This window comes from Reyranella sp. (genome assembly GCF_044224635.1).
Taxonomy (GTDB): Bacteria; Pseudomonadota; Alphaproteobacteria; order Reyranellales; family Reyranellaceae; genus Reyranella.
In genome coordinates this window covers 12909-37496 of sequence record NZ_JBGAKA010000033.1, presented here as the reverse complement: position 1 = coordinate 37496, position 24588 = coordinate 12909, and the positions used below count along the sequence as shown (strand labels likewise).

General features: G+C 67.1%; 19 protein-coding genes and 1 riboswitch. Of the genes, 8 read left to right on the top strand and 11 right to left on the bottom strand.

Annotated features, from left to right (window positions below; translation table 11 throughout):
* Positions 1-24 precede the first annotated feature (24 nt).
* Positions 25-1296: an MdtA/MuxA family multidrug efflux RND transporter periplasmic adaptor subunit gene (locus ACILR9_RS25000; protein ID WP_395712728.1), complete on the bottom strand. Its 1272-nt coding sequence runs from the start codon at positions 1294-1296 to the stop codon at positions 25-27.
* Positions 1297-1587: 291 nt separating this feature from the next.
* On the opposite strand from ACILR9_RS25000, the gene ACILR9_RS24995 reads away from it, so the two are divergent.
* Positions 1588-2940, top strand: coding sequence for an OprD family outer membrane porin (locus ACILR9_RS24995; RefSeq protein ID WP_395712684.1), 1353 nt, complete (start codon positions 1588-1590; stop codon positions 2938-2940).
* Positions 2941-3244: 304 nt separating this feature from the next.
* Here the strand turns inward: ACILR9_RS24995 and thiC are convergent, their stop codons facing one another.
* The 4 genes from thiC to ACILR9_RS24975 all read right to left on the bottom strand — a co-directional run bounded on the left by thiC (position 3245) and on the right by ACILR9_RS24975 (position 9515).
* Positions 3245-5065: a phosphomethylpyrimidine synthase ThiC gene (thiC, locus tag ACILR9_RS24990; protein WP_395712683.1), complete on the bottom strand. Its 1821-nt coding sequence runs from the start codon at positions 5063-5065 to the stop codon at positions 3245-3247.
* 48 nt (positions 5066-5113) lie between these two features.
* A riboswitch (TPP riboswitch) is annotated at positions 5114-5247 on the bottom strand.
* Between the two features lie 229 nt (positions 5248-5476).
* A complete protein-coding gene (locus ACILR9_RS24985; RefSeq protein ID WP_395712682.1) occupies positions 5477-7045 on the bottom strand; it encodes an ABC transporter substrate-binding protein in 1569 nt (522 codons plus the stop codon).
* Positions 7046-7113: 68 nt separating this feature from the next.
* Entirely contained in the window at positions 7114-8193 is a 1080-nt protein-coding gene (locus ACILR9_RS24980; protein WP_395712681.1) for a M14 family metallopeptidase, read from the bottom strand.
* Complete coding sequence (locus tag ACILR9_RS24975; RefSeq protein ID WP_395712680.1) at positions 8190-9515, bottom strand: NAD(P)/FAD-dependent oxidoreductase; 1326 nt, start codon at positions 9513-9515, stop codon at positions 8190-8192. The genes ACILR9_RS24980 and ACILR9_RS24975 overlap by 4 nt, the downstream gene beginning before the upstream one ends.
* A gap of 99 nt (positions 9516-9614) precedes the next feature.
* Here ACILR9_RS24975 and ACILR9_RS24970 point away from each other — a divergent pair, with 99 nt between their 5' ends.
* A complete protein-coding gene (locus tag ACILR9_RS24970; protein ID WP_395712679.1) occupies positions 9615-10541 on the top strand; it encodes a LysR family transcriptional regulator in 927 nt (308 codons plus the stop codon).
* 135 nt (positions 10542-10676) lie between these two features.
* Here the strand turns inward: ACILR9_RS24970 and ACILR9_RS24965 are convergent, their stop codons facing one another.
* From ACILR9_RS24965 to ACILR9_RS24940, 6 genes are all read right to left on the bottom strand, one after another.
* On the bottom strand, positions 10677-11504 hold the full coding sequence (locus tag ACILR9_RS24965; protein WP_395712678.1) for a family 1 encapsulin nanocompartment shell protein: 828 nt from the start codon (positions 11502-11504) through the stop codon (positions 10677-10679).
* Positions 11501-11896 (bottom strand): encapsulin-associated ferritin-like protein, encoded by a 396-nt coding sequence (locus ACILR9_RS24960; protein WP_395712677.1) that lies wholly within the window; start codon positions 11894-11896, stop codon positions 11501-11503. The genes ACILR9_RS24965 and ACILR9_RS24960 overlap by 4 nt, the downstream gene beginning before the upstream one ends.
* 89 nt (positions 11897-11985) lie before the next feature.
* On the bottom strand, positions 11986-13428 hold the full coding sequence (locus ACILR9_RS24955; protein WP_395712676.1) for an amidase: 1443 nt from the start codon (positions 13426-13428) through the stop codon (positions 11986-11988).
* Positions 13429-13538: 110 nt separating this feature from the next.
* Positions 13539-13778 carry a hypothetical protein gene (locus ACILR9_RS24950; protein ID WP_395712675.1) on the bottom strand — a complete coding sequence of 80 codons (240 nt, stop codon included), beginning with the start codon at positions 13776-13778 and terminating at the stop codon, positions 13539-13541.
* Positions 13779-13927: 149 nt separating this feature from the next.
* Entirely contained in the window at positions 13928-15121 is a 1194-nt protein-coding gene (locus ACILR9_RS24945; protein WP_395712674.1) for a CaiB/BaiF CoA transferase family protein, read from the bottom strand.
* A 69-nt stretch (positions 15122-15190) separates the two neighbouring features.
* Positions 15191-16117 carry a glycine/sarcosine/betaine reductase selenoprotein B family protein gene (locus tag ACILR9_RS24940; protein ID WP_395712673.1) on the bottom strand — a complete coding sequence of 309 codons (927 nt, stop codon included), beginning with the start codon at positions 16115-16117 and terminating at the stop codon, positions 15191-15193.
* Between the two features lie 154 nt (positions 16118-16271).
* Between ACILR9_RS24940 and ACILR9_RS24935 the strand changes: the two genes are divergently transcribed.
* The 6 genes from ACILR9_RS24935 (at position 16272) to ACILR9_RS24910 (ending at position 24316) form a co-directional block, all read left to right on the top strand.
* Positions 16272-17246, top strand: a complete 975-nt coding sequence (locus ACILR9_RS24935) for a Bug family tripartite tricarboxylate transporter substrate binding protein (RefSeq protein WP_395712672.1) — start codon at positions 16272-16274, stop codon at positions 17244-17246.
* 254 nt (positions 17247-17500) lie between these two features.
* The gene (locus tag ACILR9_RS24930; RefSeq protein WP_395712671.1) at positions 17501-19366 is read left to right on the top strand and encodes an extracellular solute-binding protein; all 1866 of its coding nucleotides are present in this window, start codon (positions 17501-17503) and stop codon (positions 19364-19366) included.
* A gap of 42 nt (positions 19367-19408) precedes the next feature.
* Complete coding sequence (locus ACILR9_RS24925) at positions 19409-20512, top strand: microcin C ABC transporter permease YejB (RefSeq protein ID WP_395712670.1); 1104 nt, start codon at positions 19409-19411, stop codon at positions 20510-20512.
* On the top strand, positions 20512-21537 hold the full coding sequence (locus tag ACILR9_RS24920; protein ID WP_395712669.1) for an ABC transporter permease: 1026 nt from the start codon (positions 20512-20514) through the stop codon (positions 21535-21537). Before ACILR9_RS24925 ends, ACILR9_RS24920 begins: the two co-directional genes overlap by 1 nt.
* Complete coding sequence (locus ACILR9_RS24915; RefSeq protein WP_395712668.1) at positions 21534-23168, top strand: ABC transporter ATP-binding protein; 1635 nt, start codon at positions 21534-21536, stop codon at positions 23166-23168. Before ACILR9_RS24920 ends, ACILR9_RS24915 begins: the two co-directional genes overlap by 4 nt.
* Positions 23169-23380: 212 nt before the next feature.
* The gene (locus tag ACILR9_RS24910; RefSeq protein WP_395712667.1) at positions 23381-24316 is read left to right on the top strand and encodes a 2-hydroxyacid dehydrogenase; all 936 of its coding nucleotides are present in this window, start codon (positions 23381-23383) and stop codon (positions 24314-24316) included.
* The last annotated feature ends 272 nt before the right edge of the window (positions 24317-24588 follow it).

Genomic DNA, 24588 nt, shown 5'->3' with positions numbered 1-24588 from the left:
CGGCCCTCATCGCCGACGCAATCATCACTGGCTCGGCCGGACGGGCTGCTCGGCGCGCGCGCCGCCTCCGCCGCCCTCGCCGTTGGCCGCCCGCCGTCTCGGCCGCTCGCCACCCGGCTGTTGCGACGCAGGCGCCGGGCCGGCCGGCGCGGCCTGGCCATCGGCCGGCGCGGCGGCGACCGGCGGACCGGAGGTCGCGCGCGGCGCGCTGCCCGGCCGGCGGATCTTGGCACCGTCGCGCAGGCGGTCGGTGCCGTCGATCACCACCTGGTCGCCGAGCTGCAGGCCGCTGGTGATCTGCACCTTCTCGCCGTCGGTCGCACCGAGCTCGACGACGCGGATCTCGACCGTGTCGTCGGCCTTGGCGAGATAGACGAAGATGCCGGCCGGGCCGCGCTGGATGGCGGCGACCGGCACGACGACGGCGTCCTTCACCGTGTCGACCAGCATGCGCACGTTCACGAACTGGTTGGGGAACAGGGCCTCGTCCTTGTTGTCGAAGATCGCGCGCAGCTTGACCATGCCGGTCGTGATGTCGATCAGGTTGTCGTGGCTGTCGAGCGTGCCGACGCCCAGCTCGTTCTTCTGCGCCCGGTCGAGCACCCGCACCTCGAGCTTGGCACCGTCCTTCACGCGCTTGCGCACCTGCGGCAGCGAATCTTCCGGGATGGTGAAGATCACCGTGATCGGCTGGATCTGGATGATGACGCAGATGCTGGTGGCGTCGCCCATGGTCACGTAGTTGCCCTGGTCGACGTTGCGCAAGCCGATGCGGCCGGTCAGCGGCGCCACGATCTTGGTGTAGGTGACGTTGAGCTTGGCGGCGTCGACCTGCGCCTGGTCGATCACCAGGGCCGCCTCGTACTGCCGCACCAGCGCGACCTGGGTGTCGTATTGCTGGCGGGCGATCGAATCCTGGGCGACCAGCTTCTTGTAGCGCTCGAGGTCGGTCTGGGCGTTCTTGAGCAGCGCCTCGTCCTTCTGCATCTGGCCGATCGCCTGCTGCAGCGCAACATCGTACGGCCTGGGATCGACCACCGCGAGAAGGTCGCCCGCCCTGACCATCTGGCCTTCCTTGAACTCGACCTTGACGAGCTGGCCTGTGATCTGGGTCTTCACGTTGACGGTATTGAGCGGCGTGACGGTGCCGAGCCCGCGGATGACGATCGGGATGTCGCCCCTGGCCGCCGTGGCGAGACCGACGGGCGCAGCCAGGTTCGCCCCGAAACGGCCGCCCTGGCGCGTCGGGGCCTGGGTGGTTTGATACTTGGTGATGTACCAGCCGGCGCCGGCCACAATGGCCAACCCGACGGCGATCCCAAATAGGGTTCGCAGCCTTTTCATAACGCGTCCTGCCCCCGCATCCCCGGTTCAGGTACCAGTACGGACCAATTCGCCGAAATCTCCCCTGCTGACACCGGCTCTGCAAGGATCGCAAGGCAGATTTCAGGCACAATACCAGAAAGGGCCCGATGGTTCCGGAGCGAGCCCGTGGCAGTGATGTAGTCACGTCGGACCCGAATGACACCAAGAGGAAGGGCCAGGGCGGATGGCATGGGCAAAATCTCCACGCTAAAGAGCGCAATATTGCGGCGCCTCCCGCCGGTAGCGGCAGCCGCGGCCCTCTACGCCATGTCCCAGCCTGCCGCCGCCCAGGCCCCTGCCTCGTCGGCCGGGCCTGTCGCGCCTGTCGCGCAAGAACCGGACGGCACGTCGCCGGAATACGGCTTGCGCCGCGAATTGAAACGCTTCCTCTACGACGAGACCCGGGCAACGGTGCGTTTCCGCAGCTACTTCTTCGACCGGATCGGGCCGCGCCCGCCATTCAGCGTGGCGCTCGCCGGCGGCGGTTGGGTGGGGCTGGAGAGCGGCTGGCTCTACGACACGTTTCAGATCGGCGCCGTGGGTTACACCACGCAGCCGATCTGGGCACCCAACAATGCCTATGAGACCTCGAACGGGACCCGGCTGCTGAAGCCCAACGGCTACGGGTTCTTCACCCTTGGCCAGGCTTTCGCGTCGGTCCGCTGGATGGGCCAGACCTTCACCGGCTTCCGCCAGATCGTCGACGAGCTCGAAGTCAATCCACGCGACAACCGAATGATCCCGCAGACCTTCGAAGCCTATGCGCTGCGCGGGTGGCTGGGGGCCGTCAACTACTTCGCGGGCTATGTCGCGGCCATCAAGACGCGCGACGATTCGGAGTTCATCAACATGGCGGAGCGCGCCGGCGCGCCCAACGTCAACGCCGGCATGGGGCTGGTCAGCCTGCGATACGGCGACCCCGGCGATTTTGCCTTCCGCACCTCCAGCTACTACGTGCCCGACATCCTGTGGTCGAGCTATACCGACGCCATCAAGGTGATCCCTCTCACCGATGACCTGACGGTGCGGCTGTTCGGCCAGTTCATGGTCCAAGGCAGCAATGGCCGCGATCTTCTGACCGGCAAGCCGTTCGGGACGTTCGTTGCCGGCGGCAGGGTCGATACCACCTGGGGGCCGTTCGGCCTCTACGGCACCTTCATGCAGGTCGGCAGCGCCGCCGAGTACCGCACCCCCTACGGCGTCTTCATCGGCGTCAACAAGCAGCAGGTGCGCGATTTCGACCGGGCCGGAGAGAGGTCCTATCAGCTCGGCGCGCGCTACGATTTCGGCACGATCGGCCTGCCCGGCACGTTCTTCCTGGCCAACGTCACCTATGGCGGCAATGCCATCAATGCAAACACCGGCGCCTCTCTGCCCGACGTCTACGAATACGATCTCGAGCTCAATTTTCGCGCCGAGAGGCTCGAGGTCCCCGAGTGGCTGAAACCGCTCCAGCTCCGCGCCCGCCTCGCCTTCATCGACCAGTACGCGCCCAGCACCCTTGTCCAGTCGACCACGGAATACCGCGTCATCCTGAATTACGAGGTGAGCTGGCAGGGCCCGCGGCGGCGCTAACCATTGTCGTCCTGAGCAAGGCGCTTGGCGTCGCAAGCGCCGTAAGCGAACGACCTCATCGCCGCTTGCCAAGAGTGTGCCCTGACACCCCTGGCGATGAGAGTTGCCTCGCGGCGTGGGCCCGTCGAAGGGGAGGCGCGCCACTCCAGTGGCGCTCATGGGGTGTGCGATCAGCAGGAAGAGCGCCGCTGGAGCGGCGCGGTCCCAGCGAAGAACGGGCGTCTCGCCGGCTCCTGCTCATGCTCATGGTGATGAGCAGACGGGACGCCCGCGGTCCAAGAAGATCTCCCGGCCCGACGATGGACTACTTGGCCGGTTCCGACCCCGGCACGTAGAGGGCATTGCCGCCGGCTTTGAACCGGGCGCTCATCTCGTCCATGCCCTTGCGGGCATAGTCGCGGATGTCCTGGGTGATGCGCATGGAGCAGAATTTCGGGCCGCACATCGAGCAGAAATGCGCCGTCTTGTGCGCCTCCTTGGGCATCGTCTCGTCGTGGAACTTCTCGGCCGTCGCCGGATCGAGCGACAGGTTGAACTGGTCGCGCCAGCGGAACTCGAAGCGGGCGCGCGACAGCGCATCGTCGCGCAACCGGGCCGCCGGATGGCCCTTGGCGAGATCGGCGGCATGGGCGGCGATCTTGTAGGTGATGACGCCCACCTTGACGTCGTCGCGGTCGGGCAGGCCGAGATGCTCCTTGGGCGTCACGTAGCAGAGCATCGCCGTGCCGAACCAGCCGATCAGGGCGGCACCGATGCCCGAGGTGATGTGGTCGTAGCCCGGCGCGATGTCGGTGACGAGCGGCCCCAGCGTGTAGAACGGCGCCTCGCCGCATTCGCGCAGCTGCTTGTCCATGTTGGCCTTGATCTTGTGCATGGGCACGTGGCCCGGCCCTTCGATCATGACCTGGCAGCCCTTGTCCCAGGCGACCTTGGTGAGCTCGCCAAGGGTCTCGAGCTCGGCGAACTGGGCGGCGTCGTTGGCGTCGGCGTTGCAGCCTGGCCGCAGCCCGTCGCCCAGCGAGAACGACACGTCGTACTTGCGCATGATGTCGCAGATGTCGCCGAAATGCTCGTACAGGAAGCTCTCGCGATGCTCGGTCAGGCACCATTGCGCCATCATCGAGCCGCCGCGGCTGACGATGCCGGTGATCCGGCTCGCGGTCAGCGGCACGTGCGCCAGCCGCACGCCGGCATGGATGGTGAAGTAGTCGACGCCCTGCTCGCACTGCTCGATCAGCGTGTCGCGATAGACTTCCCAACCGAGCTTCGTCGGGTCGCCGCCGACCTTCTCCAGCGCCTGGTAGATCGGCACCGTGCCGATCGGCACCGGTGCGTTGCGCACGATCCATTCGCGCGTGTCGTGGATGTTGCGGCCGGTCGACAGGTCCATGACGGTGTCGGCGCCCCAGCGGATCGCCCATACCATCTTGTCGACCTCCTCCTCCATCGACGACGACACCGCCGAGTTGCCGATGTTGGCGTTGATCTTCACCAGGAAGCTCCGGCCGATGATCATCGGCTCGACCTCGCCATGGTTGACGTTGGCCGGGATGATGGCGCGGCCGGCCGCCACCTCGCTACGCACGAACTCGGGCGTGATGAACTCGGGCAGCGCGGCGCCGAAGCTCTCGCCGTCGGCCAGCCGTTCGCGTGCGACGTCGAGCACCCGCTTGCGGCCGAGATTCTCGCGTGCCGCGACGTAGACCATCTCCTTGGTGATGATGCCGGCGCGCGCCCATTCGAATTGGGTGATCGGCTTGCCGGCGAGCCCGCGCAGCGGACGGGGCGTGTTCGGGAACGGCCGCAGGGCCGAGGCCTTGGCGTTGCCGTTGTCGATCGCCTGGATCGGCCGGCCGTCATATTCCTCGACGCCGCCGCGCTGCAGCACCCAGGCGCGCCGTGCGCGGGCGAGGCCCTGGCGAACGTCGATCCTCGCATCAGGGTCTGAATAGGGTCCGGTCGTGTCGTAAACCCGCACCGGCGGTTCGGTCGGTGCTGACAGCGCGATCTCGCGCAGGGGCACGCTGAGATCGGGCGCCCCATCGGGAGTGACGTAGATCTTGCGCGACGCCGGCAAGGGGCCGGTCGTCACCTGCGGTGTCGAAGTGGAGACGATGGTGTCCATGACGAGGATCTTCCGAAGCAAGAGGCAGACGGAGATCCGGTTTTGTCGTGCAAAGGAGGCATCCAGTCCCTTCGCCGGCATGACCCGGATCAGGTTCAAAGGGTCACCGCGCTGCCTCCGGTCTATGAACCAGACTGGCCGTCGGTATCTCAGCCCCCTGCGGGACCCCCCTTGGACGAGGCGGACTCTAGACCGTCCGCCCTCTTGCGCAAGCAGGAACGGTTTCACTGCCTGTGCGAAGCTTCGCGAAGGATCATGTTCAAACTCTTCCGGACCGCGAGAGTCCCTCTCGCTCAGAGTCATGAGCGAGCGGGACGCTCGCGGTCTGGAAGAGCCTGATCGAGACGAGGAAGTACCACTCTAGCGTGAGCACACCGGGGTCGGCTGATGCATGAGGCACAATGCCTCAGATCAAGGCCTGGCGATCTCGACGTTCCAGAACGCCGTCGTCGACGGCGGCCGGATCCAACCCTTGGTGCGATTGCTGACAGCCGATGCGGCGTACCATTCGCCGAGCGGATAGTGGGTGCCGAGTTCCATGGCGCGCGCCTGGATCTGCTCGGCGATCGCCTTGCGCTTGGCGGCGTCAGGCTCGAGGGCAAAGGCGTCGCGCAGCTTCTCGACCTCGGCATCGCAAGGCCAGCCGGCCGTCGCCTTGTCGCAGGCCGAGTTGAGGAACAGCGACGTCACCGGATTGACCACGTCGAGCACACCAGTGCTGGAGAGGGTGACATTCCAGCCACGATCCTCCGGCGGCTCCTTGCGCAGCACGCGCGCCAGATGCGTCTGCCAATCGGCCGGCCGCATGTCGACCTTGAAGCCGACGCGCTCCAGCTGAGCCTTGGCGACCGGCGCCAGGTTGGCCAGCGATGCGATGTCGCTCACCTGCAGCAGCACGATCGGCCGGCCGTCATAGCCTGCCTCCTTGAGCAGGACGCGCGCCTTGTCGGCATCGCCCTCGAGCAGGCCCGCAGTGCCCGAGTCGCCGGCGAGCGGCGTGCCGCAGCCGTAGTAGGTCTTGCACAGGCGCCAGAACTTCGGATCGCCGACGGTCGCCTCGAGATAGGCCTTCTGGTCGATGGCGTAGCCCAGGGCGCGGCGCATCCGCGGATCGTTGAACGGCGGATGCAGCCAGTTTGGCCGCAGCGTGTACTGGTTGGCGTAGCTGCCGCGCTCGACGGTGATGCCGCGGCGCTTCTCGATCAGCGGCAGCAGGTCGTGCGCCACCGTCTCGAGCGCATCGACCTCGCCGTTCTCGAGGGCATTCACCGCCGTCTGCGGATCGGCAATGGTGATCCATTCGACCCTGCCGACCTTCACCCCCTTGGCCCCGGCGAAGTTGGCAGGCGGCTCGCGGCGCGCCACGTAGTTTGGGTTCCTGACATAGACGATCTTCTCGCCGGCCCGCCATTCGTCGGCCTTGAAGATGAAGGGGCCGGAACCCACCGGATCCTTGATCTGCTGCGTGGCCGGAGTCTCGGCGATGCGCTTGGGCATCATGAACGGAACGATGCCGGCCGGCTTGGCAAGCGATTCCAGCACCAGCCCGTAGGGCTTGGAAAGCTCCAGGCGGATGGTCCTGGCATCGGGCGCCGTCAGCTCCTTCACATACGCCATCAGCTTGATGCCCATGACGTCGCGGCTGCCCCAGCGCTTCAGCGAAGCCACGCAGTCCTCGCCGGTGACCGGCGCACCATCGTGCCAGGCCAGCCCGTCGCGCAGCACGAAGGTGTAGACCAGGCCGGCGGGATCGACGGTCCACGTCTCCACCATCTGCGGCTGCGGCTTCAGCTCGCCATCGAGGCCGAACAGCGTGTCATAAACCAGATAGCCATGCGTGCGGCTGATCTGTGCCGACGCCCAGATCGGATCGAGGATCTTAAGATCCGAGTGCATGACGATCCGCAGCGTGCCCTGGGCGACGCAGGGCGTCGCCAGCACGAGGCTGCCGAGAACGGCGAGGAGGGTGCGAAGGTTCATCGGGCTTCTCCGGAGTCGAGAGCTCCTCCCCAGCTTCGCTGGGGAGGGAAAAGGAAGGCGTCGTCGCATCACACGCACTCGCCCGCCAACCCCTTGATCGTCTGCAACGCGAAGGCGCGGAACTGGCCCAGCACCATGCCCTTCCAGTCGTCGGCATCGACGTAGAAGGCGTCACGCACCGCGCGACGGATTTCGGCGGCGAGTTCCGGCAGCGCGTCGGGATGACCGGCCAGCCAAGCCTCGCCGCGCAGCGCGCGGCGCACCTCGGATGAGGGCAGCGTGCCGTACTCGAGCGTGCTCGGCGTGATCGCCGCCTCAGGACATTCCTGCGGTGCCAGGCTTGTGATGTGGCCGGTGGTGCGCGGCGAGATCGTGTCGGCTGCCGTGCTGGCAATCAGGTCGCGGCCCCACCACGACAGGGCCCGCCGCAATGTCGCCTCGGGATGACGGCCGAAGATCTTCTCGCCGTGGCCATAGGGGCCGAGCCCGGTATGGATGTCGATCCAGGCGATGTGGCGGCGTCCGGCGCCATGATGGCGGACGATCTCGCGCACCGTGCGGTTGCTCCAGGCCGGCGCCGCACCACTGTAGAACAGTCCGTCGGGATGACGCGCCTGCCCGCTCGACACGCCGGGCGCGCGCTGGCCGGCGAGGCGGACCATGGCGGCCGCGAGCCTCTCCTCGTTGGCCGCAGAGGGCGGCCACGCGGCCGGCACGAGCAGAGCATGGACCTCCTCGTAGACCGGATTGTCCGGGTAAGACGCCGCGAAATCGTTGAAGTTGCGGTTGAGGTCGACGTTGTCCTCGTTGGTCCGCCGGAGGTGGGAGAACCCGAACGGATTGACGGCATGGATCAGCAGCAGCGCGATGCCGCGGTCGGCCGCACGGCGTGCAAGCGCGTCTCCCAGCAGCCCCAGCTGACAGGCCGATCCGGCGAACCCTTCGGGGCCGTGCGTGCCGGAGCTCACGATGAAGAGCTTCGCCGCATCCGCCGCGCCGAGCAGCGCCACATCGGTGGCGATCTCCTCGTCCGCCATCCCTTCGAGCGAATGAACATGGGACGAGACGCCGGCACCGATCGCCGCGGCCGCTTGGAGGAAGCGGGCGCGGGCCTCGTCATAGGTCACGCTGAACAGGCGCGCGCTCATCTGATCCTCTCGTCGATGAAATCGAGCGTGCGGAAGGCGCCACCGATCAACGGCAGAAACCAGGGCTTGCCCGAATAGAACGGAATGGCCGGCAGCGCCGCATCGGCAAACGGCAGCCGGCCGTGCAGGCGGCCGGCGATCGAACGGCCCAACGCGTCGCCGAGATGGGGCATCATCGACACGCCCGATCCGTTGCAACCCAGAACGAAATGCAGGCCGTCGATCTCGCCGGCATGCGGCAGGGCATCCTGCGTGAAGGCGACATTGCCCTGCCAGGCGTGCGTGACCTTCACACCCGCGAGCTGCGGGAAACGCTGGACCAGGGCGCGATGCAGGAGCTCGGCGCGCCGCTGCGCGGCAATCTCGGTGAAGCGGGCCCGCCCACCGAAGATCACGCGCCGTCCATCGGGCGAGATCCGGTAGTAGTGCAGCACGCGCCGCGTCTCCGAGAAGGTGCGGCCTTTCGGGCACAGCTCGCGCACCAGCGAATCGGGCAGCTCCTCGGTGGCGATGATGTGACTGGCAATCGGCACCAGGCGACGCTGCAGGCTTGGCGTGAGGTCGCCGGTGTAGCCGTTTGTGGCGACGACGACATGGCGAGCGACGATCTCGCCCATGCTGGTCGTCACGCGCCAGCCATCGCCATTGCGCGCGAGCTGTCGCGCCCGGCACTGGCCCGCGAGCACGATCGAATTGCGCCGCCGCGCCGCCGCCAGCAGGCCAGCGTAGAACAGCGCCGGATGCAGCTTGCCCGCGGTCTCGAACACCATGCCGCCGTGATAGAAGTCGCTGCCGATCTCCTCGCGTTGCTCGGCCCGGCTGATCAGCCGGCAATCGGTTGCCCCGCCATCGCGCAACTTGTCGAAGCGGTCGCGCAAGCCGTCGAAGTGCGAGGCTGCACAGGCGCCGAGAAACCGGCCGCGCTGTTCGAGATGACAGTCGATGCTCTCCTGCCCGACCAGATCCGCCAGGGCACGGTAGGCATCGATGGCGCGACCGACGGCCTCGCGCACCAGCGCCGGCGAATAGTCGAGCGTGCGTCCCGTAAAGCTCTTGCCGATCGACAGGCCGGCACTCAGCGCGCCGCCGCTGCGCGTCGAGGCGCCGCAGCCGAACGCGCCGGCCTCCAGCACGACGCTCGCCACGCCGCCGTCGGCCAGCGCACGCGCGGTCGCCAGGCCGGCATAGCCGCCGCCGATGACGACGACGTCGGTCCGCCGCGGCAGGGACGGCGCAATCAGCTGAAGCGGCCGAAACGCTTCCCACCAGTACGGCTCGTCCTTGAAGTTGCTGGCGAGGATCGAATGGCTATCTGCGGGCATGATCTGAAAACAAGCGAAACATCGGCCGGCCGCAGTCTTGGCTTGAGCCCCGGTGCGGTCAAAGTCATTGTCCGCACCAGATCATTCCCTGGAGTTATGATGATCACGTCGCGCCAGCTCGAAGCGTTCCGCGCGGTCATGGAGCACGGCACGGTCACGGCAGCGGCCGACCGGCTGGGGGTCTCGCAGCCTGCGGTCTCCAAGATTCTGGCCGGCCTCGAGCACGATATCGGCTACCCGCTCTTCACCCGCCTCAAGCGCCGGCTGGCGCCCACCAGCGAGGCCCGCCTGCTGGCGGCGGAAGTGGCGCGGCTCTATCACAGCCTCGACCAGGTAAGCGCCGTGGCGCGCGAGATCGGCGAGCGCCAGATCGGCGATCTTCATGTCTATGCCACGCCGGCGCTTGGTCGCAGCGTGCTGCCCGACGTGCTGGCAGCGTTCGTCGAGCGCCACGCCAAGGCGCACATCGTCTTTCACGCGCGCAGCTCGGCCTTCATCAACCGCAAGATGGTCGACCAGCAGATCGACCTCGGATTCTCGATGGTGCCGTTCGAGCATCCGTCGGTCGTGGTCGAGGAGGTGAGCCGCGCCGCGGCGGTCTGCGTGCTGCCGGAAGGTCATCGGCTGACGCGACGCAAGGTGGTCCGGCCCGCCGATCTTGCCGGGGAGCGCTTCCTGTCGTTCCAGCCTGACGGCCGGATGCGCCATCTGATCGACGCCGCGTTCGAGCACGAGCGCATCGAGCGACGCCTGCAGTTCGAAATCTACTCCTCAGCCGAGGCTTGCGCCCTGGTGGCGCGCGGCCTCGGCGTTTCCATCGTCGAGCCCTTCACGGCGCGCGACTACGTCGGCGCCGGCGTCGTCATGGTGCCGTTCGAGCCGCGCATCCGCTACCTGTTCCGCGCACTGCGGCCACGCTACCGCAAGCCGTCACTGCTGGCCGACGCCTTCCTCGACGCGGTCAAGGTCCACTTGCGCGGTATTGCGCACGAGCTCCCGGGGCCGGCGGAACGGCCGATGGGTTGAGAGACTCTCTTTCCTCCTATGAAAATCGGGCCTCCTATGAAAATCGGGGCGGGCACCGCCCCGATTTTCTCAGCATCGTGGTGCGCGCCGGCGTGCTGGGGGTCTCCCCAGCAAAGCTGGGGAGGAAAACAATCGCTAGCCTCGGCTCTTCCCGCCGGTGCTAAGCGGGATCGCCGCCTGCTCGGTCAGGACCAGGAAGGTGAAGCTCTCCTCGATGTAGAGCTGCACGCTTTCGCGGTCGTGATCGAGATAGCCGATCGAGAAATCCTGGCCGACCGTCAGCTCGAAATCGCCGCCGCGCTGGGAGATCACCAGCCCGCCGTCGAGGCCTGGCGCCCACACGATCTCGCCGTCGATCAGGCGCTGAACATGGCTCAAGATCGGATAGCCGCCGTCGGTGCGCGAGGCGAGGTCCTTGTAGAGCTGCTCGTTCAGCACGACCGCAAACTTGCCGTCGATGCCGTCGTCGCGCAGCTTGGTCAAGGCGGCCGAGACGGCACCCGGATAATCGGCATGGCTCGTGCCGAGCGGCACTGCCGCGCCGGCGCGCGCCTGGCAAATGCCGGTGATCTGGGCTTCCTTGTAACCGTGGAAGACCGCCCGGTCCTCGGCGATGGCGATATCCCGTGCCGCCGCCGTGACCGCATCGAGATCAGGATCGCGCGCGCCGCGATCGATGGCGTCGAGCTCGGCGCGGCTCATCGTGAAGGGAATACGCAGCTCGACGAGCGGCTGGATGCGGCGCAACCGCGCCTGCACTTTGCTGCCCTGCGGCGGCGAGGCGATCGGATCGGCGCGACCGAGCTCGACGTCGGAAGCGCCCCAGCCCAACGGCCCCTGGAAGTCGACGACGCGGCGCGCCGCCAGCAGCGCCCGCAAGGTGCGCTTGGCCTCCTTCTCGATTTCTTCCCAGCCGGCCTCGGTGATCGGCGCCCGCTCGCGGAACAGATGGTTCTTCATCATCGGCCGGCTCCCTGCAGGGGACGCAGGCTGCCAATCCCGAGGCTGCCATCGTCGCTCACGCTTTCGGATCCGCCTGCCTCGCCCTTGCCGGCGACCATCCCTGCTTCGATCTCGGTGACCGGCCCGTCCTTGAACAGGAAGGTCTTGAGATGCTGCGACAGGGTCGTGTCGTTGCGTCGCAGCCATTCGAGCGCCATCGCCGCGTGCTCCTTCTCCTCGTCGCGATTGTGCTCGAGGATGGCACGCAGCTCCGGATTGCTCGTCGCCTTGGCGCGCTGGTTGTACCAGTCGACCGCCTCCAGCTCCTCCATCAGCGATACGATTGCGCGATGCTGATCGATCACATCAGGTCCAAGCTTGCTCGCGTCTTCGTGCAGGGACTCGCTCGACATTGGTACGAACCTCCAGTGTTCGGACGAACACTAGTCCGACCGCTCGCACGGGTAAACGCCTGTGCCCGATGGCGGTTCCGCCCTGACCGCTAGCCGGGCCCGAACCCGGGGGGAAAATCCAGCGACGCGGCGGTCTCGGCATCGAAGGCTTCGGCCAGGCGGATCAACTGCGCCTCTTCGTACCAAGGCGCCACGAAATGCAGCCCGATCGGCAGGCCGGCGCGCGAGCGGCCGAACGGGATCGATATCGCCGGGTGTCCGGTCATGTTGAATGGAATGGTGTAGGCGTACCAGGCGGCGCGCAGGTCGCCGATCGGCTTGCCGTCGACCACCAGCGGCGCGAACTGATCCTGGGTCGCAAGGGGCGCCGGCGTGGCGACGGTCGGCGTCAGCAGCAAATCGGCCTCGACGAACAGCTTCTGCACCGACTTGTAGGCGCTGGTGCGATCGGCCAGGGCACGACGCAGGGTGACAGCGTCGACGGCATCGCCCTCCTCCAGCGTTCGCACGAACGACGGATCGAGCTCTTCGCGGCGGTTCCTCAGCAGGTCGCCGAAGCGCTCGATCTGGTTGGCACGCAGGATGATGCGCGCAACATCGAGCTTCCAGTCGATCGTTCGGCCGTCGAGCTCGCTGATGCGCGCACCGTGCCGATCGAGCCAGGCGATCGCCGCGTCGAGGCGCGCCTCGGTGTCGGGATCGAGATAGCCGCCCGTCATGCGGCGGATCACGGTAATGCGCCGTCCGGCGACGGGTGCCGCCGCCTCCGGCGCAGGCCAGGCGAAAGGCGTGCGTCCGATCGCCGCCGTCCACGGATCGTCGCGATGGCCGCGCGACATCGCCGCCAGGCCGGCGCCGAGATCGGCCGGATGACGCGCCATCACCCCGAGATAGGTGAGCTGGCCGAACTGGTCGATCGGAACCTCGTGCGGCACCCGGCCGAGCGTCGCCTTGAGGCCGTAGACGCCGCAGCAGGCGGCCGGGATGCGGCCCGAGCCGGCGCCGTCGGTCGACATGGCGATCGGCCCGAGGCCGAGGGCGATCGCCACCGCCGCGCCGCCGCTCGAGCCGCCCGACGTGTGCGCGCGGTTCCACGGGTTGCGGGTGACGCCGTGCAAGGGGCTGTCGGTCAGGACCTTGTGGCCGAACTCCGGCGTGGTCGTCTTGGCGAACAGGATGGCGTCGGCGGCGCGCCACTGGGCGATGGCGTCGGCATCGACCGACGGGACGTTGTCTTTCATCACGCGCGAGGCGAAAGCCGTCTGCAGGCCCTTGGTGAGGATCAGGTCCTTGGCCGATACTGGCACGCCGGCCAGCCTGCCGAACGCCGTCCCCTGGCGTCGCCGGGCATCGAGCGCATCGGCCGCGGCCCGCGCACCTTCGGCATCGAGGGTCGCGATCGGATTGAAGGGGGCGGCGCGCGCGACGCGGTCCAGCACCCCCTCGACGATATCGCGGGCGGCGACCTCCGCGTTCGTGAAAGCGCGCACGTGCGCGTCGACGGTTCGACCGGCAAAATCCCTGGCAGGCATGATCGTCCCTTGCGCGTGAATTCCCGCTTCGACCTTAAGCGAGCGCCATCCCGACCAGGAAATTCATTTCGCCCCGGAGGCCATTCCACGGAGTTATGGGCCGCCTGGCTTCACAGCTTGCGGGACTGCTCCTCGGCGCGCCGATCGTTGCTGCGCGCGAACAGGTAGAGCAACGGCGAGATGCCGAGCAGGATACCCATTGCCGTGCCCATCACCTGGCCGATGATGCGCGGCGCATCGGGATTGCTGCTGCCACCGCTCGTCGCGGCGCTGCTCAGCCAGATCCAGCCGAGGCCGAGCAGCACCTCAAGCACGATGACCGCGATGATGACCCGCTTGCGCCTCGACATCCCGTCCTCACGTGTCCGCTTGTATTTCCCGGCTTCACGCGTCTTGGCGGATGCAGGGATCATGCTTTTCTGGACCGCGGGCGTCCCGCCCGCTCATGCTCATGAACCATGAGCGGGTGGGACGCCCGCGGTCCAGAAGAGATGAGAGCCTATACCACCTTGTCGGCGCGCAGCGCGGCGATCTCTGCCGGCGTGTAACCCGCCTCGCCCAGGATCTCGTCGGTGTGCTGGCCGAGCGTCGCCGGCGGACGGTCGACCGAGCCGCCGCCATGCTCGAGGCGGAAGCCCGAGCCGACGACGCGGATCGGTCCGTGCGGCGTGTCGACCGTCTGCAAAATCGTGCGGCGCTCGAAATGGTCGAGCTGGACGGTCTCGGGGATGCTGAGCACGCGGCCAGCCGGCACGTCGGCCCTGGCGAACCGCGCCGCCCAGGTGGCCGAGGTCTCCTTCACCAGCTCGGCCTCGATGATCTCGTGCAGCGCCTTGTTGTTCTCGATGCGCGTCGGCCAGTCGGGGAAGCGCGGGTCGGCGAGCGCGTCGGCGCGGCCGATATCCTTCATCAGGCGCTGGAACTGCGGCTCGGTCATGACGGCGAGCACCATCCAGCCGTCCTTGGTCTTGTAGAGATCGCCGGTCGGCTTGCGGGTGACCGACAGGTTGGCAGCCTGCTCGTGAACGCGACCGGTCATCATGTGCTCGGTGAATTGCTGGGCGAGATAGCCCATGACCGCGTCGATCATGGCAACGTCGACCAGCTGGCCCTTGCCGGTATGGGTGCGCTGGAAGAGCGCCGAGGCGACGCCCAGCGCCGCCGTCGCGCCCGACATCACGTCGGCGCCAGCGAAGCCGACCCGGGTCGGCCCGTTGACCGGAAAGCCGGTGATCGACATCAGGCCCGACATCGCCTGGATCATGCCGTCGAACGCCGCGGTCTCGCGATCCGGCCCGACCTGGCCGAAGCCCGAGACGGCGCAGTAGATCAGCCGCGGGTTGAGGATCTTCAGGACGTCGTAGCCGATGCCCAGCTTGTCCATCACGCCGGGGCGGAAATTCTCCATCACCACGTCGACCCGGGTGACCAGGCGCTTGACCGCCTCGATCGCCGCCGGCTTCTTGAGGTCGAGGGTGATCGAGCGCTTGCCGGCATTGACCGAGACCCAGGGCGCGGCGAGCCCGCGCTTCTCCCAGTCGTTGGCGCGGTTGCCGAAGCGCATGTCGTCGCCTTCGCGCGATTCGACCTTGATGACGTCGGCCCCCAGCAGGGCGAGCTGATAGGAGCCGTAAGGCCCCGCCAGCACGCGCGTGAAGTCGAGGACCTTTACTCCGGTAAACGGCTTGCTCATGTCGCTCCTACGCCACGCCCGTCCAGGCGGCGCTCCTCTCCCTGCCCCGCCGGCCCAGGCTGCGCCGGCTTATGCCACACCGGCCTTTTGACGCTGACCGAGCGCCACCTGCTTCACCTTGTCGAATTCGGCGCGCCGCTTGGCGACCTCTTCCGGGCTCATGCGCTCGAGGTTGTTGTAGTCGAGCTTCCAGTCGCCGTCGTCGTTCCAGCGCAGCGGCGACTGCACCGTGGTGCGCGGACCGACCGCGCTCTCCAGCACCTTGAGCGCGAGATCGAGCGTGAAGGCCTGCGTATCCGGCTCGTGCGGCTTGCCGCACGAATTGCCGAGCGGGAAATCGCTGAACAGGAAGCGCGGCACGCCGGCATGCTCGACGATGTCCTTGGCGGCTCCCATGACTACCGTGGGAATGCCGTTCCTCTCCAGATAGCGGGCGACCAGACTCACGGTCTGGTGACAGACGGGTCAAGTCGGGACAAGCAGGGCGGCATCGACCTGGTCCTGCCGGCAGCGCGCCAGGATCTCCGGCGCATCGGTCTCCAGGGTCACGCGCTGGCTGCGGTTGGTCGGCGCGCCGTGGAAGCGCCCGGCGAGCTTGAAGCGGCCCTGGGCTGCGAACTGGCGCATCAGCGGCAGCGGGAACCAGGTGTTGCTGTCGGCGGCGGTTGTGTGCTTGCGGTCGTAGCCGATGTGGGAGATGCGGGTGTCGTGGTCGACCGCCGCGTCGCCCGAATAGACGGTGTAGAACTTGGCCGCGGCGTTGTAGGCCGCGCCCGGACCCTGGTCGCCCTTGTCCGGCTGATAAGGCGCCGCCGTGCTGATCAGCGCCAGCGTGCTGTCGCTGAGCTTCTTGGTCAGCGGCTGGAACGGCGCGTCGACGTAGTGCGCCCAACGGTACGGATTGTCGTAACCCAGCGCGAGATAGTACTCGCGCGTGCGCCGCATGTACTCGAGCGGCGCATCGTAGTCGGGAGCGAAGTTGATGGTATCGGCCATGCGCCAACCTTATGCCGACGCAGCTTCGAGTCAAATTTGGCAGTGCGAAATCTTCTCGGGGACCCATGAAGACGCCATGCATTGGCCATCTGCATCTGCTATCGCCTGATGAAAGGCTCATCAGTGTGAGCAGAGTCCGCAGGGAGGACCGATCTTGAGACGACTGACCCGCCGCGCCACGCTGGGCGCGGGCTTGTTCCTTGCCGCGGCGCCGCAAGCTTCGGCGCAAACCTATCCGGCCAAGCCCATCCGCTTCCTGGTGCCCTACCCGGTAGGCGGCATCGTCGATATCGTGACCCGGGCGCTGGCCGATCCGATGCAGGCCGATCTCGGTCAGCCGGTCGTCGTCGAGCCCAAGCCGGGGGGCAATTCGACGCTCGCCACCGCGATGATCCCGCAGGCGCCGGCCGACGGCTACAGCTGGATCATGGCGACCATCTCGCACGTCGTGGCGCCGCACTTGCAGGCGGTCTCGTACGATCCCCTCGGCGACTTCCAGCCGGTCGCGCTGGTCGCCGTGGCGACCTCGGTCGCGACCGTCAACCCCGCGGTTCCCGTGAAGACGCTGACGGAGCTGGTCGAGTACGGCCGGGCCAATCCGGGCAAGCTCAATTATCTCAACCCCGGCAACGGCTCGTCGATCCATCTGTCGGCTGAGCTGCTCAAGAACCAGTACAAGTTCGACATGACCTCGGTGCCCTATCGCGGCATCCCGCCGGGAATGACCGACCTCCTGGAGGGCCGCCTGCAGGTTGGCTTGCTGCCCGGCCCGCTCGCCATCCAGCACGTCCAGGCCGGCAAGTTGCGGGCGCTCGCCGTCCTGGCCGACAAGCGCCTCGCCACCCTGCCCGACGTCCCGACCTTTGCCGAAGCAGGGTTCGCCGACGCGCAGGTCATGAGCTGGTACACGATCGCCGTGCGCGCCGGCACGCCGGCGCCGATCGTCGAGCGCCTGCACGCCTCGGCGACGAAGGCCCTCCAGAGCCGCGAAACCCGCGACCGCCTGGCCAAGGCCGGCTGCGATGTGCCGCCGCCGCGCACGCCTACCGCCGTGATGACGATGTGGCAGGCCGACTTCGCGCGCTACGGCAGGCTGGTGAAGGAAGCGGGGATCAAGGCGGAGAGCTGAGGACGCCCATGGCTGGGACCGCGCCACTCCCGTGGCGCATTCTTTGCTCGCAACTGGGCCAAGAGGCGCCACGGGAGTGGCGCGGTCCCAGCCAAGAGTTCACTCCACCATGATCAGCCGCCGCGCGTGGGCGACGGGCACGACCAAAGCCGACAGCGAAGTAACCCCTCGGCCATAGTGCCGCCCCAGTCGGGCACGTTATATAGGGCGGTCGCGTTATACGGACTGCAACGGCCGATCGGGGAGCGTATCTCATGGCCATCAAACGGCGTAACGTACTGGCGGGCGGCGCAGCTTTGTGGCTCGCCGCTCCGACGATCCTGCGGGCCCAGACCTCGGCGGGGACGACCACGTCGGCGGGTACCGTCGTCAGTCACGGCTTTGCCACGCACGGCGACCTGAAATATCCGGCCGACGCCAAGGCTCTCGAGTACGCCAATCCCGCCGCGCTGAAGGGCGGCGAGATCCGCTTGGCCGGCCGCGGCACGTTCGATTCGCTCAATCCCTTCATCCTGAAGGGCACGCCGGCGGCCGCCGTGGGCCAGATCTACGAAAGCCTGATGAGCTCGCCTTACGACGAGGCGGCGACCTCCTACGGCCTGATCGCCGAGACCATCGAGTATCCCAAGGACCGCGCATGGGCGGTCTTCACCCTGCGGCCGCAGGCGCGCTGGCACGACGGCAAGCCGATCACCGCCGACGACGTGGTGTTCTCGTTCGACATGCTGAAGTCGAAGGGCGCACCGCAATATGCCGCCTATTGGCAGAACGTCGCCAAGGCCGAGCGGATCGACGAGCGGGTGGTCAAATTCACCTTCAGCGGCGGGGAGAATGTCGAGCTGCCGCAGATCATCGGTCAGCTCACGGTGCTGCCCAAGCATTGGTGGGCAACCCGCGATTTCGAGAAGACGTCGCTCGAGATCCCGCTGGGCAGTGGCCCCTACCGCGTCGATTCGTTCGAAGCCGGCCGCTACATCACCATCAAGCGCGTGCCCGATGCCTGGGCGAAGGATGTATGGCTGAACCAGGGTCGCCACAATTTCGATACCATGCGTTACGACTATTATCGAGACGAGACGGTGGCGTTCGAGGCGTTCAAGGCCGGCGAGGTCGACTATCGCGAGGAGTACACGTCGCGCAACTGGGCCGTCGCCTACGACATTCCCGCCGTCAAGTCGGGCCTGATCCAGCGCGCCACCCTGAAGCACGAGAGCACGCTGCCGATGCAGTGCCTGGGCTTCAACCTGCGGCGCGAGCTGTTCAAGGACCGCCGCGTGCGCGAGGCGTTCGTCAATCTCGTCGACTTCGAATGGTTCAACAAGACCCTGTCCTATGGCCTGCTGACCCGCGTCAACAGCTACTTCTTCAACTCCGAACTCGCCGCCACCGGCCTGCCGTCGAAGGAGGAGCTGGAAGTGCTCGAGCCGCTGCGCGGCCAGGTCCCCGACGAGGTCTTCGCCAAGGAATTCAAGCTGCCGGTGACCGACGGCAGCGGCAACAACCGTGACGGCGCGCGGCGCGCCATCGCCCTGTTCAAGGAGGCCGGCTGGGAGATCCGCAACGGCAAGATGACCAACAAGGCCGGCCAGCCGTTCAGCTTCGAGATGCTGCTGGGCGAGCCGCGCATGGAGCGCTTCGCCCTGCCGTTCAAGCAGTGGGCGGAGAAGGTCGGCGTCGACGTGCGCGTGCGCACCGTCGACCCGGCGCAGTACCAGAAGCGCATGGACGATTTCGACTACGACATGACGATCGAGCTGTTCATGCAGTCGCTGTCGCCGGGCAACGAGCAGCGCGAGTTCTGGGGCTCGCAGGCGGCCGGCATCAAGGGCAGCCGCAACACCATCGGCATCGCCGATCCGGCGGTCGACAAGCTGATCGAGCTGGTGATCTCCGCCCCCGACCGCAAGAGCCTGATCATGCGCACGCGCGCCCTCGACCGCGTGCTGCTGTGGCACCACTACGTCGTGCCGCAGTACTACTCGACCGAGTTCTGGATCGCCTACTGGAACAAGTTCGGCCGTCCCGAGAAGCTCGCCAAGTACCAGCCGCGCGGGCTGGCGACGTGGTGGATCGACCCAGACAAGGAGAAGGCGCTGCGCAGCGCGACCGGCAAGTCGTGACGTGACGGCGACGATGCGGCAGGCCGCCATCGCAGGCTGACCATGCGCGCCTATATCCTGCGCCGCCTGCTGTTCATGATCCCGACCCTGCTCGGCATCATGGTGATCAACTTCTTCGTCATCCAGGCCGCTCCTGGCGGCCCGGTCGAGCAGGCGATCTCGCAGCTGCAGGGCCGCGGCGACGTCACCAGCCGCTTCACCGGCAGCGGCGGCGAGGCCGGCGCGCCCACCCCGCAAGCCACGCCCGGCACCGACCAGTCCAACATGTCGCGCGGCGGCCGCGGCCTGCCGCCCGAGCTGATCGAGCGCATCCGCAAGCAGTACGGCTTCGACAAGCCGATCGGCGAGCGCTTCCTGCAGATGATGCGCGGCTACCTGATGTTCGATCTCGGCGAGAGCTTCTTCCGCAACGCCCGCGTCACCGACCTGATCCTCTCCAAGATGCCGGTGTCGATCTCACTCGGCTTGTGGACCACCTTGCTGGTCTACCTGATCTCGATCCCGCTGGGCATCGCCAAGGCGGTGCGCGACGGCTCGCGTTTCGATGTCGCCTCCTCGTCGATCGTCATCATCGGCAACGCCATCCCGGGCTTCCTGTTCGCGCTCCTGCTGGTGGTGCTGTTCGCCGGCGGCAGCTTCTGGAAGATCTTCCCGCTACGCGGCATCGTCTCCGACGACTGGCGCACGCTGTCGTGGGGTGCCCTGATCGCCGATTACGCCTGGCACATGGTGCTGCCGATCACCGCCATGGTGATCGGCGGCTTCGCCACCCTGACCATGCTGACCAAGAATTCCTTCCTCGAGGAGATCGGCAAGCAGTACGTGCTGACGGCGCGGGCCAAGGGGCTGGTCGAATGGCGGGTGCTGTACGGCCACGTCTTCCGCAACGCCATGCTGATCGTCATCGCCGGTTTCCCCGCAGCCTTCATCGGCGTGCTGTTCAGCGGCTCGCTGCTGATCGAGGTGATCTTCTCGCTCGACGGCATGGGCCTGCTGGGCTTCGAGGCGGCGCTGGGCCGAGACTACCCGGTGATGTTCGGCACCTTGTGGACGCTCGGCCTGCTCGGCCTGCTGGTCGGGCTGATCGGCGACCTGATGTACACGCTGGTCGACCCGCGGATCGACTTCGAGGCGCGAGGCGGCTGATGCGCCTGTCGCCCCTCACGCGTCGCCGCTTCCAGAAGTTCTTCGCCAACCAGCGCGGGACCTGGTCGCTGGTGATCTTCACCGCCCTATTCGTCGTCAGCCTGTTCGCCGAGCTGATCGCCAACGACAAGCCGATCCTGGTGCGCTACGACGGCGCCTTCTATTACCCGGTCTTCGCGTCCTATCCCGAGACGACATTCGGCGGTGAATTCGCCACCGAGGCCGATTACAAGGACCCCGAGGTGACGAAGCTGATCGACGCCAAGGGCTGGATGCTGTGGCCCGCGGTGCCCTACAGCTACGATACCGCGGTCAAGGATCTCGGGCAGCCGGCCCCCTCGCCGCCGACCTGGCGCAACCCGCTCGGCACCGACGACCAGGCGCGCGACGTACTGGCCCGCCTGATCTACAGTTTCCGCATCTCGGTGCTGTTCGGCTTCCTGCTCACCGTGCTGGGCTCCCTAGTCGGCATCATCGCCGGCGCCGTCCAGGGCTATTTCGGCGGCCTGACCGACCTCCTGTTCCAGCGTTTCCTCGAGATCTGGTCGAGCATGCCGGTGCTTTACCTGCTGATCATCATGGCGAGCTTCATCGAGCCCGGATTCTGGTCGCTGCTGGGGATCATGCTGCTGTTCGGCTGGATGACCCTGGTCGGCTTGGTGCGCGCCGAGTTCCTGCGCGGGCGCAATTTCGACTATGTGCGGGCAGCCCGCGCCATGGGCGTGCTGGACGTCCGCATCATGTTCCGGCACATCCTCCCCAACGCCATGACCGCGAGCCTCACCTACCTGCCCTTCATCCTGGCCGGTTCGGTCACCACCTTGACGGCCCTCGACTTCCTGGGCTTCGGCCTGCCGCCGGGCTCGCCGTCGCTCGGCGAATTGCTGCTGCAGGGCAAGAACAACCTGACCGCGCCGTGGCTCGCCTTCACCGGCTTTGCCGTGCTGGCGCTCATGATGACCCTGCTGGTGTTCGTCGGCGAGGCGGTGCGCGACGCCTTCGATCCGCGCAAGGTGGTGGCATGAGCGAATCGGCCCTGCTCGAGGTGCGCGACCTGTCGGTGAATTTCGGCCGTGGCGACAAGGCCGTGCACGCGGTGCGCAACGTCTCGTTCGAGATCGCCCGCGGCGAGACGTTGGCGCTGGTCGGCGAATCCGGCTCGGGCAAGTCGGTGACGGCGCTGTCGGTGCTGCAGCTGCTGCCCTACCCGATGGCCAGCCATCCGACCGGCAGCATCCGCTTCCAGGGCCGCGAGCTGGTCGGCGCGCCGGCGCGCGAGCTCCTGGACGTGCGCGGCAATCGCGTATCGATGATCTTCCAGGAGCCGATGACCTCGCTCAACCCGCTGCACACGATCGAGCGGCAGGTCAACGAGGTGCTGATCCTGCACAAGGGCCTCAACCGCCAGGCGGCGCGCCAGCGCACCCTCGAGCTCCTCGAGCAGGTCGGCATTCCGGACGCCGCCAACCGGCTCGACGCCTATCCGCACCAGCTCTCTGGTGGCCAGCGCCAGCGCGTGATGATCGCCATGGCGCTCGCCAACGAGCCCGACCTGCTGATCGCCGACGAGCCGACGACGGCGCTCGACGTCACCATCCAGGCGCAGATCCTGAAGCTGCTGAAGAGCCTGCAGGCGCGCTACGGCATGGCGCTGCTGTTCATCACCCACGACCTGGGAATCGTGCGCAAGATGGCCGACCGGGTGTGCGTGATGACCCAGGGCCGCATCGTCGAGCAGGGTCTGGTCGCCCAGGTGTTCGACGCCCCGCAGCATTCCTACACCCAGCACCTCCTGTCGGCAGAACCCAAGGGGCGGCCGGTGGTGGGCGATCCGGCGGCGCCCGAGCTGCTGCGCCTCGACGACCTGAAGGTCCACTTCCCGATCAAGCGCGGCGTGCTGCGCCGCACGGTCGGCCACGTGAAGGCCGTCGACGGCGTCAGCCTGTCGCTGAAGGAAGGTCACACGATCGGCCTGGTGGGCGAATCGGGCTCGGGCAAGACCACGCTCGGGCTGGCGGCGCTCAGGCTCGAGGGCAGCCAGGGCGGCATCGTGTTCGATGGCAAGAACCTGCAGAGCCTCGCCCAGCGCGAGCTGCGGCCGATGCGCAAGCAGATGCAGATCGTGTTCCAGGACCCGTTCAGCTCGCTCAGCCCGCGCATGTCGGTGGGCGAGATCGTCGGCGAGGGGCTGCAGGTCCATCGCATCGGCAGCGAGGCCGAGCGCACGCGCATGATCGACCAGGCGCTCGACGAGGTCGGCCTCGACCCGGCGACGCGCGAGCGTTATCCGCACGAATTCTCCGGCGGCCAGCGGCAGCGCATCTCGATCGCCCGCGCCCTGGTGCTGAAGCCGCGCTTCATCGTGCTCGACGAGCCGACCTCGGCGCTCGACATGAGCGTGCAGGCGCAGATCGTCGACCTGCTGCGCGATCTGCAGACCCGCCACAAGCTCGCCTACCTGTTCATCAGCCACGATCTCAAGGTGGTGCGCGCGCTCGCCGACGAGGTGATCGTGCTGCGCCACGGCAAGGTGGTGGAGCGCGGCCCGGCGCGGCAGATCTTCGAGACGCCGCAGACGCCCTACACCCAGGCCCTGATTGCCGCCGCCTTCAACCTCGAAGCGATCGGCGCCGACAGGAACGTCGTCGCGACGTGAGGGCTGCGACGACTCTCTGTCGTCCTGAACGAAGTGAAGGACCTCATGCCGTCTGCCACGGCGGGGCCGCAACTTCTGGCGATGAGATCCTTCGCTACGCTCAGGACGACAAGAAGGGGGATGCTCGCAGTAATGTTGCCATCCCGAGCTTCGCGAGGGATCTTCTCCCCCCTTCCCGTACAACCTCACGAATTCCGAGCGGAGTCCCCTTCATGGCCAATGCGATCGCCTATATCAGCCGCGACACCGATGGGCTGCATTGGAAACGGATCCTGTCGGATGCCTTTGGCCCGATCGATTTCCGCACCCTCGACTCCCTGGGCGATACGGCCGCCATCGAGATCGCGCTGGCCTGGAAGCCGCCGCGCGGCCTGCTCGCCTCGTTCAGGAACCTGAAGCTGATCGTATCGCTCGGCATGGGCGTCGACCACCTGCTGGCCGACGACCAGCTGCCCGAGGGCGTGCCGATCGTGCGCATCATGGACGACGGCCTGGTCGGCCAGATGAGCGAGTACGCGATCTACTGGGCGCTGCGCCATCACCGCGACATCGACAAGTACGCCGAGAGTCAGCGCAAGAAGGAATGGAAGCCGCTCGATTTCGTCGACACCCTCCATCGCCGCGTCGGCGTCATGGGCCTGGGCACGATCGGCCAGGACACGGCAAAGAAGTTCGCGATGCTGGGATTCCCGACGGCCGGCTGGAGCCGCACGGCCAGGACGCTCGACGGCATCGAGACCTTCCACGGCGCCGACGGACTGCAGAAGTTCCTGGCCCGCAGCGACATCCTGGTCGCCGTGCTGCCGCTCACTCGCAACACCAGGGGTCTGCTCGACGCCAAGGCCTTCGCCGCGCTGCCCAGGGGCGCCTACTTCATCAACATGGCGCGCGGCCCGCTCGTCGAGGACGATGCCCTGCTCGCGGCCCTCGCCTCGGGCCAGCTAAGCGGCGCCGCGCTCGACGTGTTCAACCAGGAGCCCCTGCCGGCCGACCATCCCTACTGGACGCATCCCAAGGTCCACGTCACCCCGCACATCGCCGGCGCGACCAACCCGCGAACGGCGTCACCCGGCATCATCGAGAACATCAAGCGCCTGCGCAGCGGGCGGGAGCTCATCAATCGGGTGGATCCGAGGACGGGGTACTGAGCCCTTGAAGTGAAAGCTGCACCGTTCCGCGCTGTTCATCAACAACAGGAAAGGTCCCTCGCTGCGCTGGGGATGACATCATGCTTGCCGCGACACCCGCGATGTTATCCCGAGCGCAGCGAGGAACCTTTCCTGTTGTCGTCCTGAGCGCAGCGAAGGACCTCATCGTCGTTTGCCATAGGTGTGCCTTGAGACTCCTGGCGATGAGATCCTTCGCTGCGCTCAGGATGACATGAAAGGGGCCCGGCTCACGCCACCCCAGCCTTGATCTT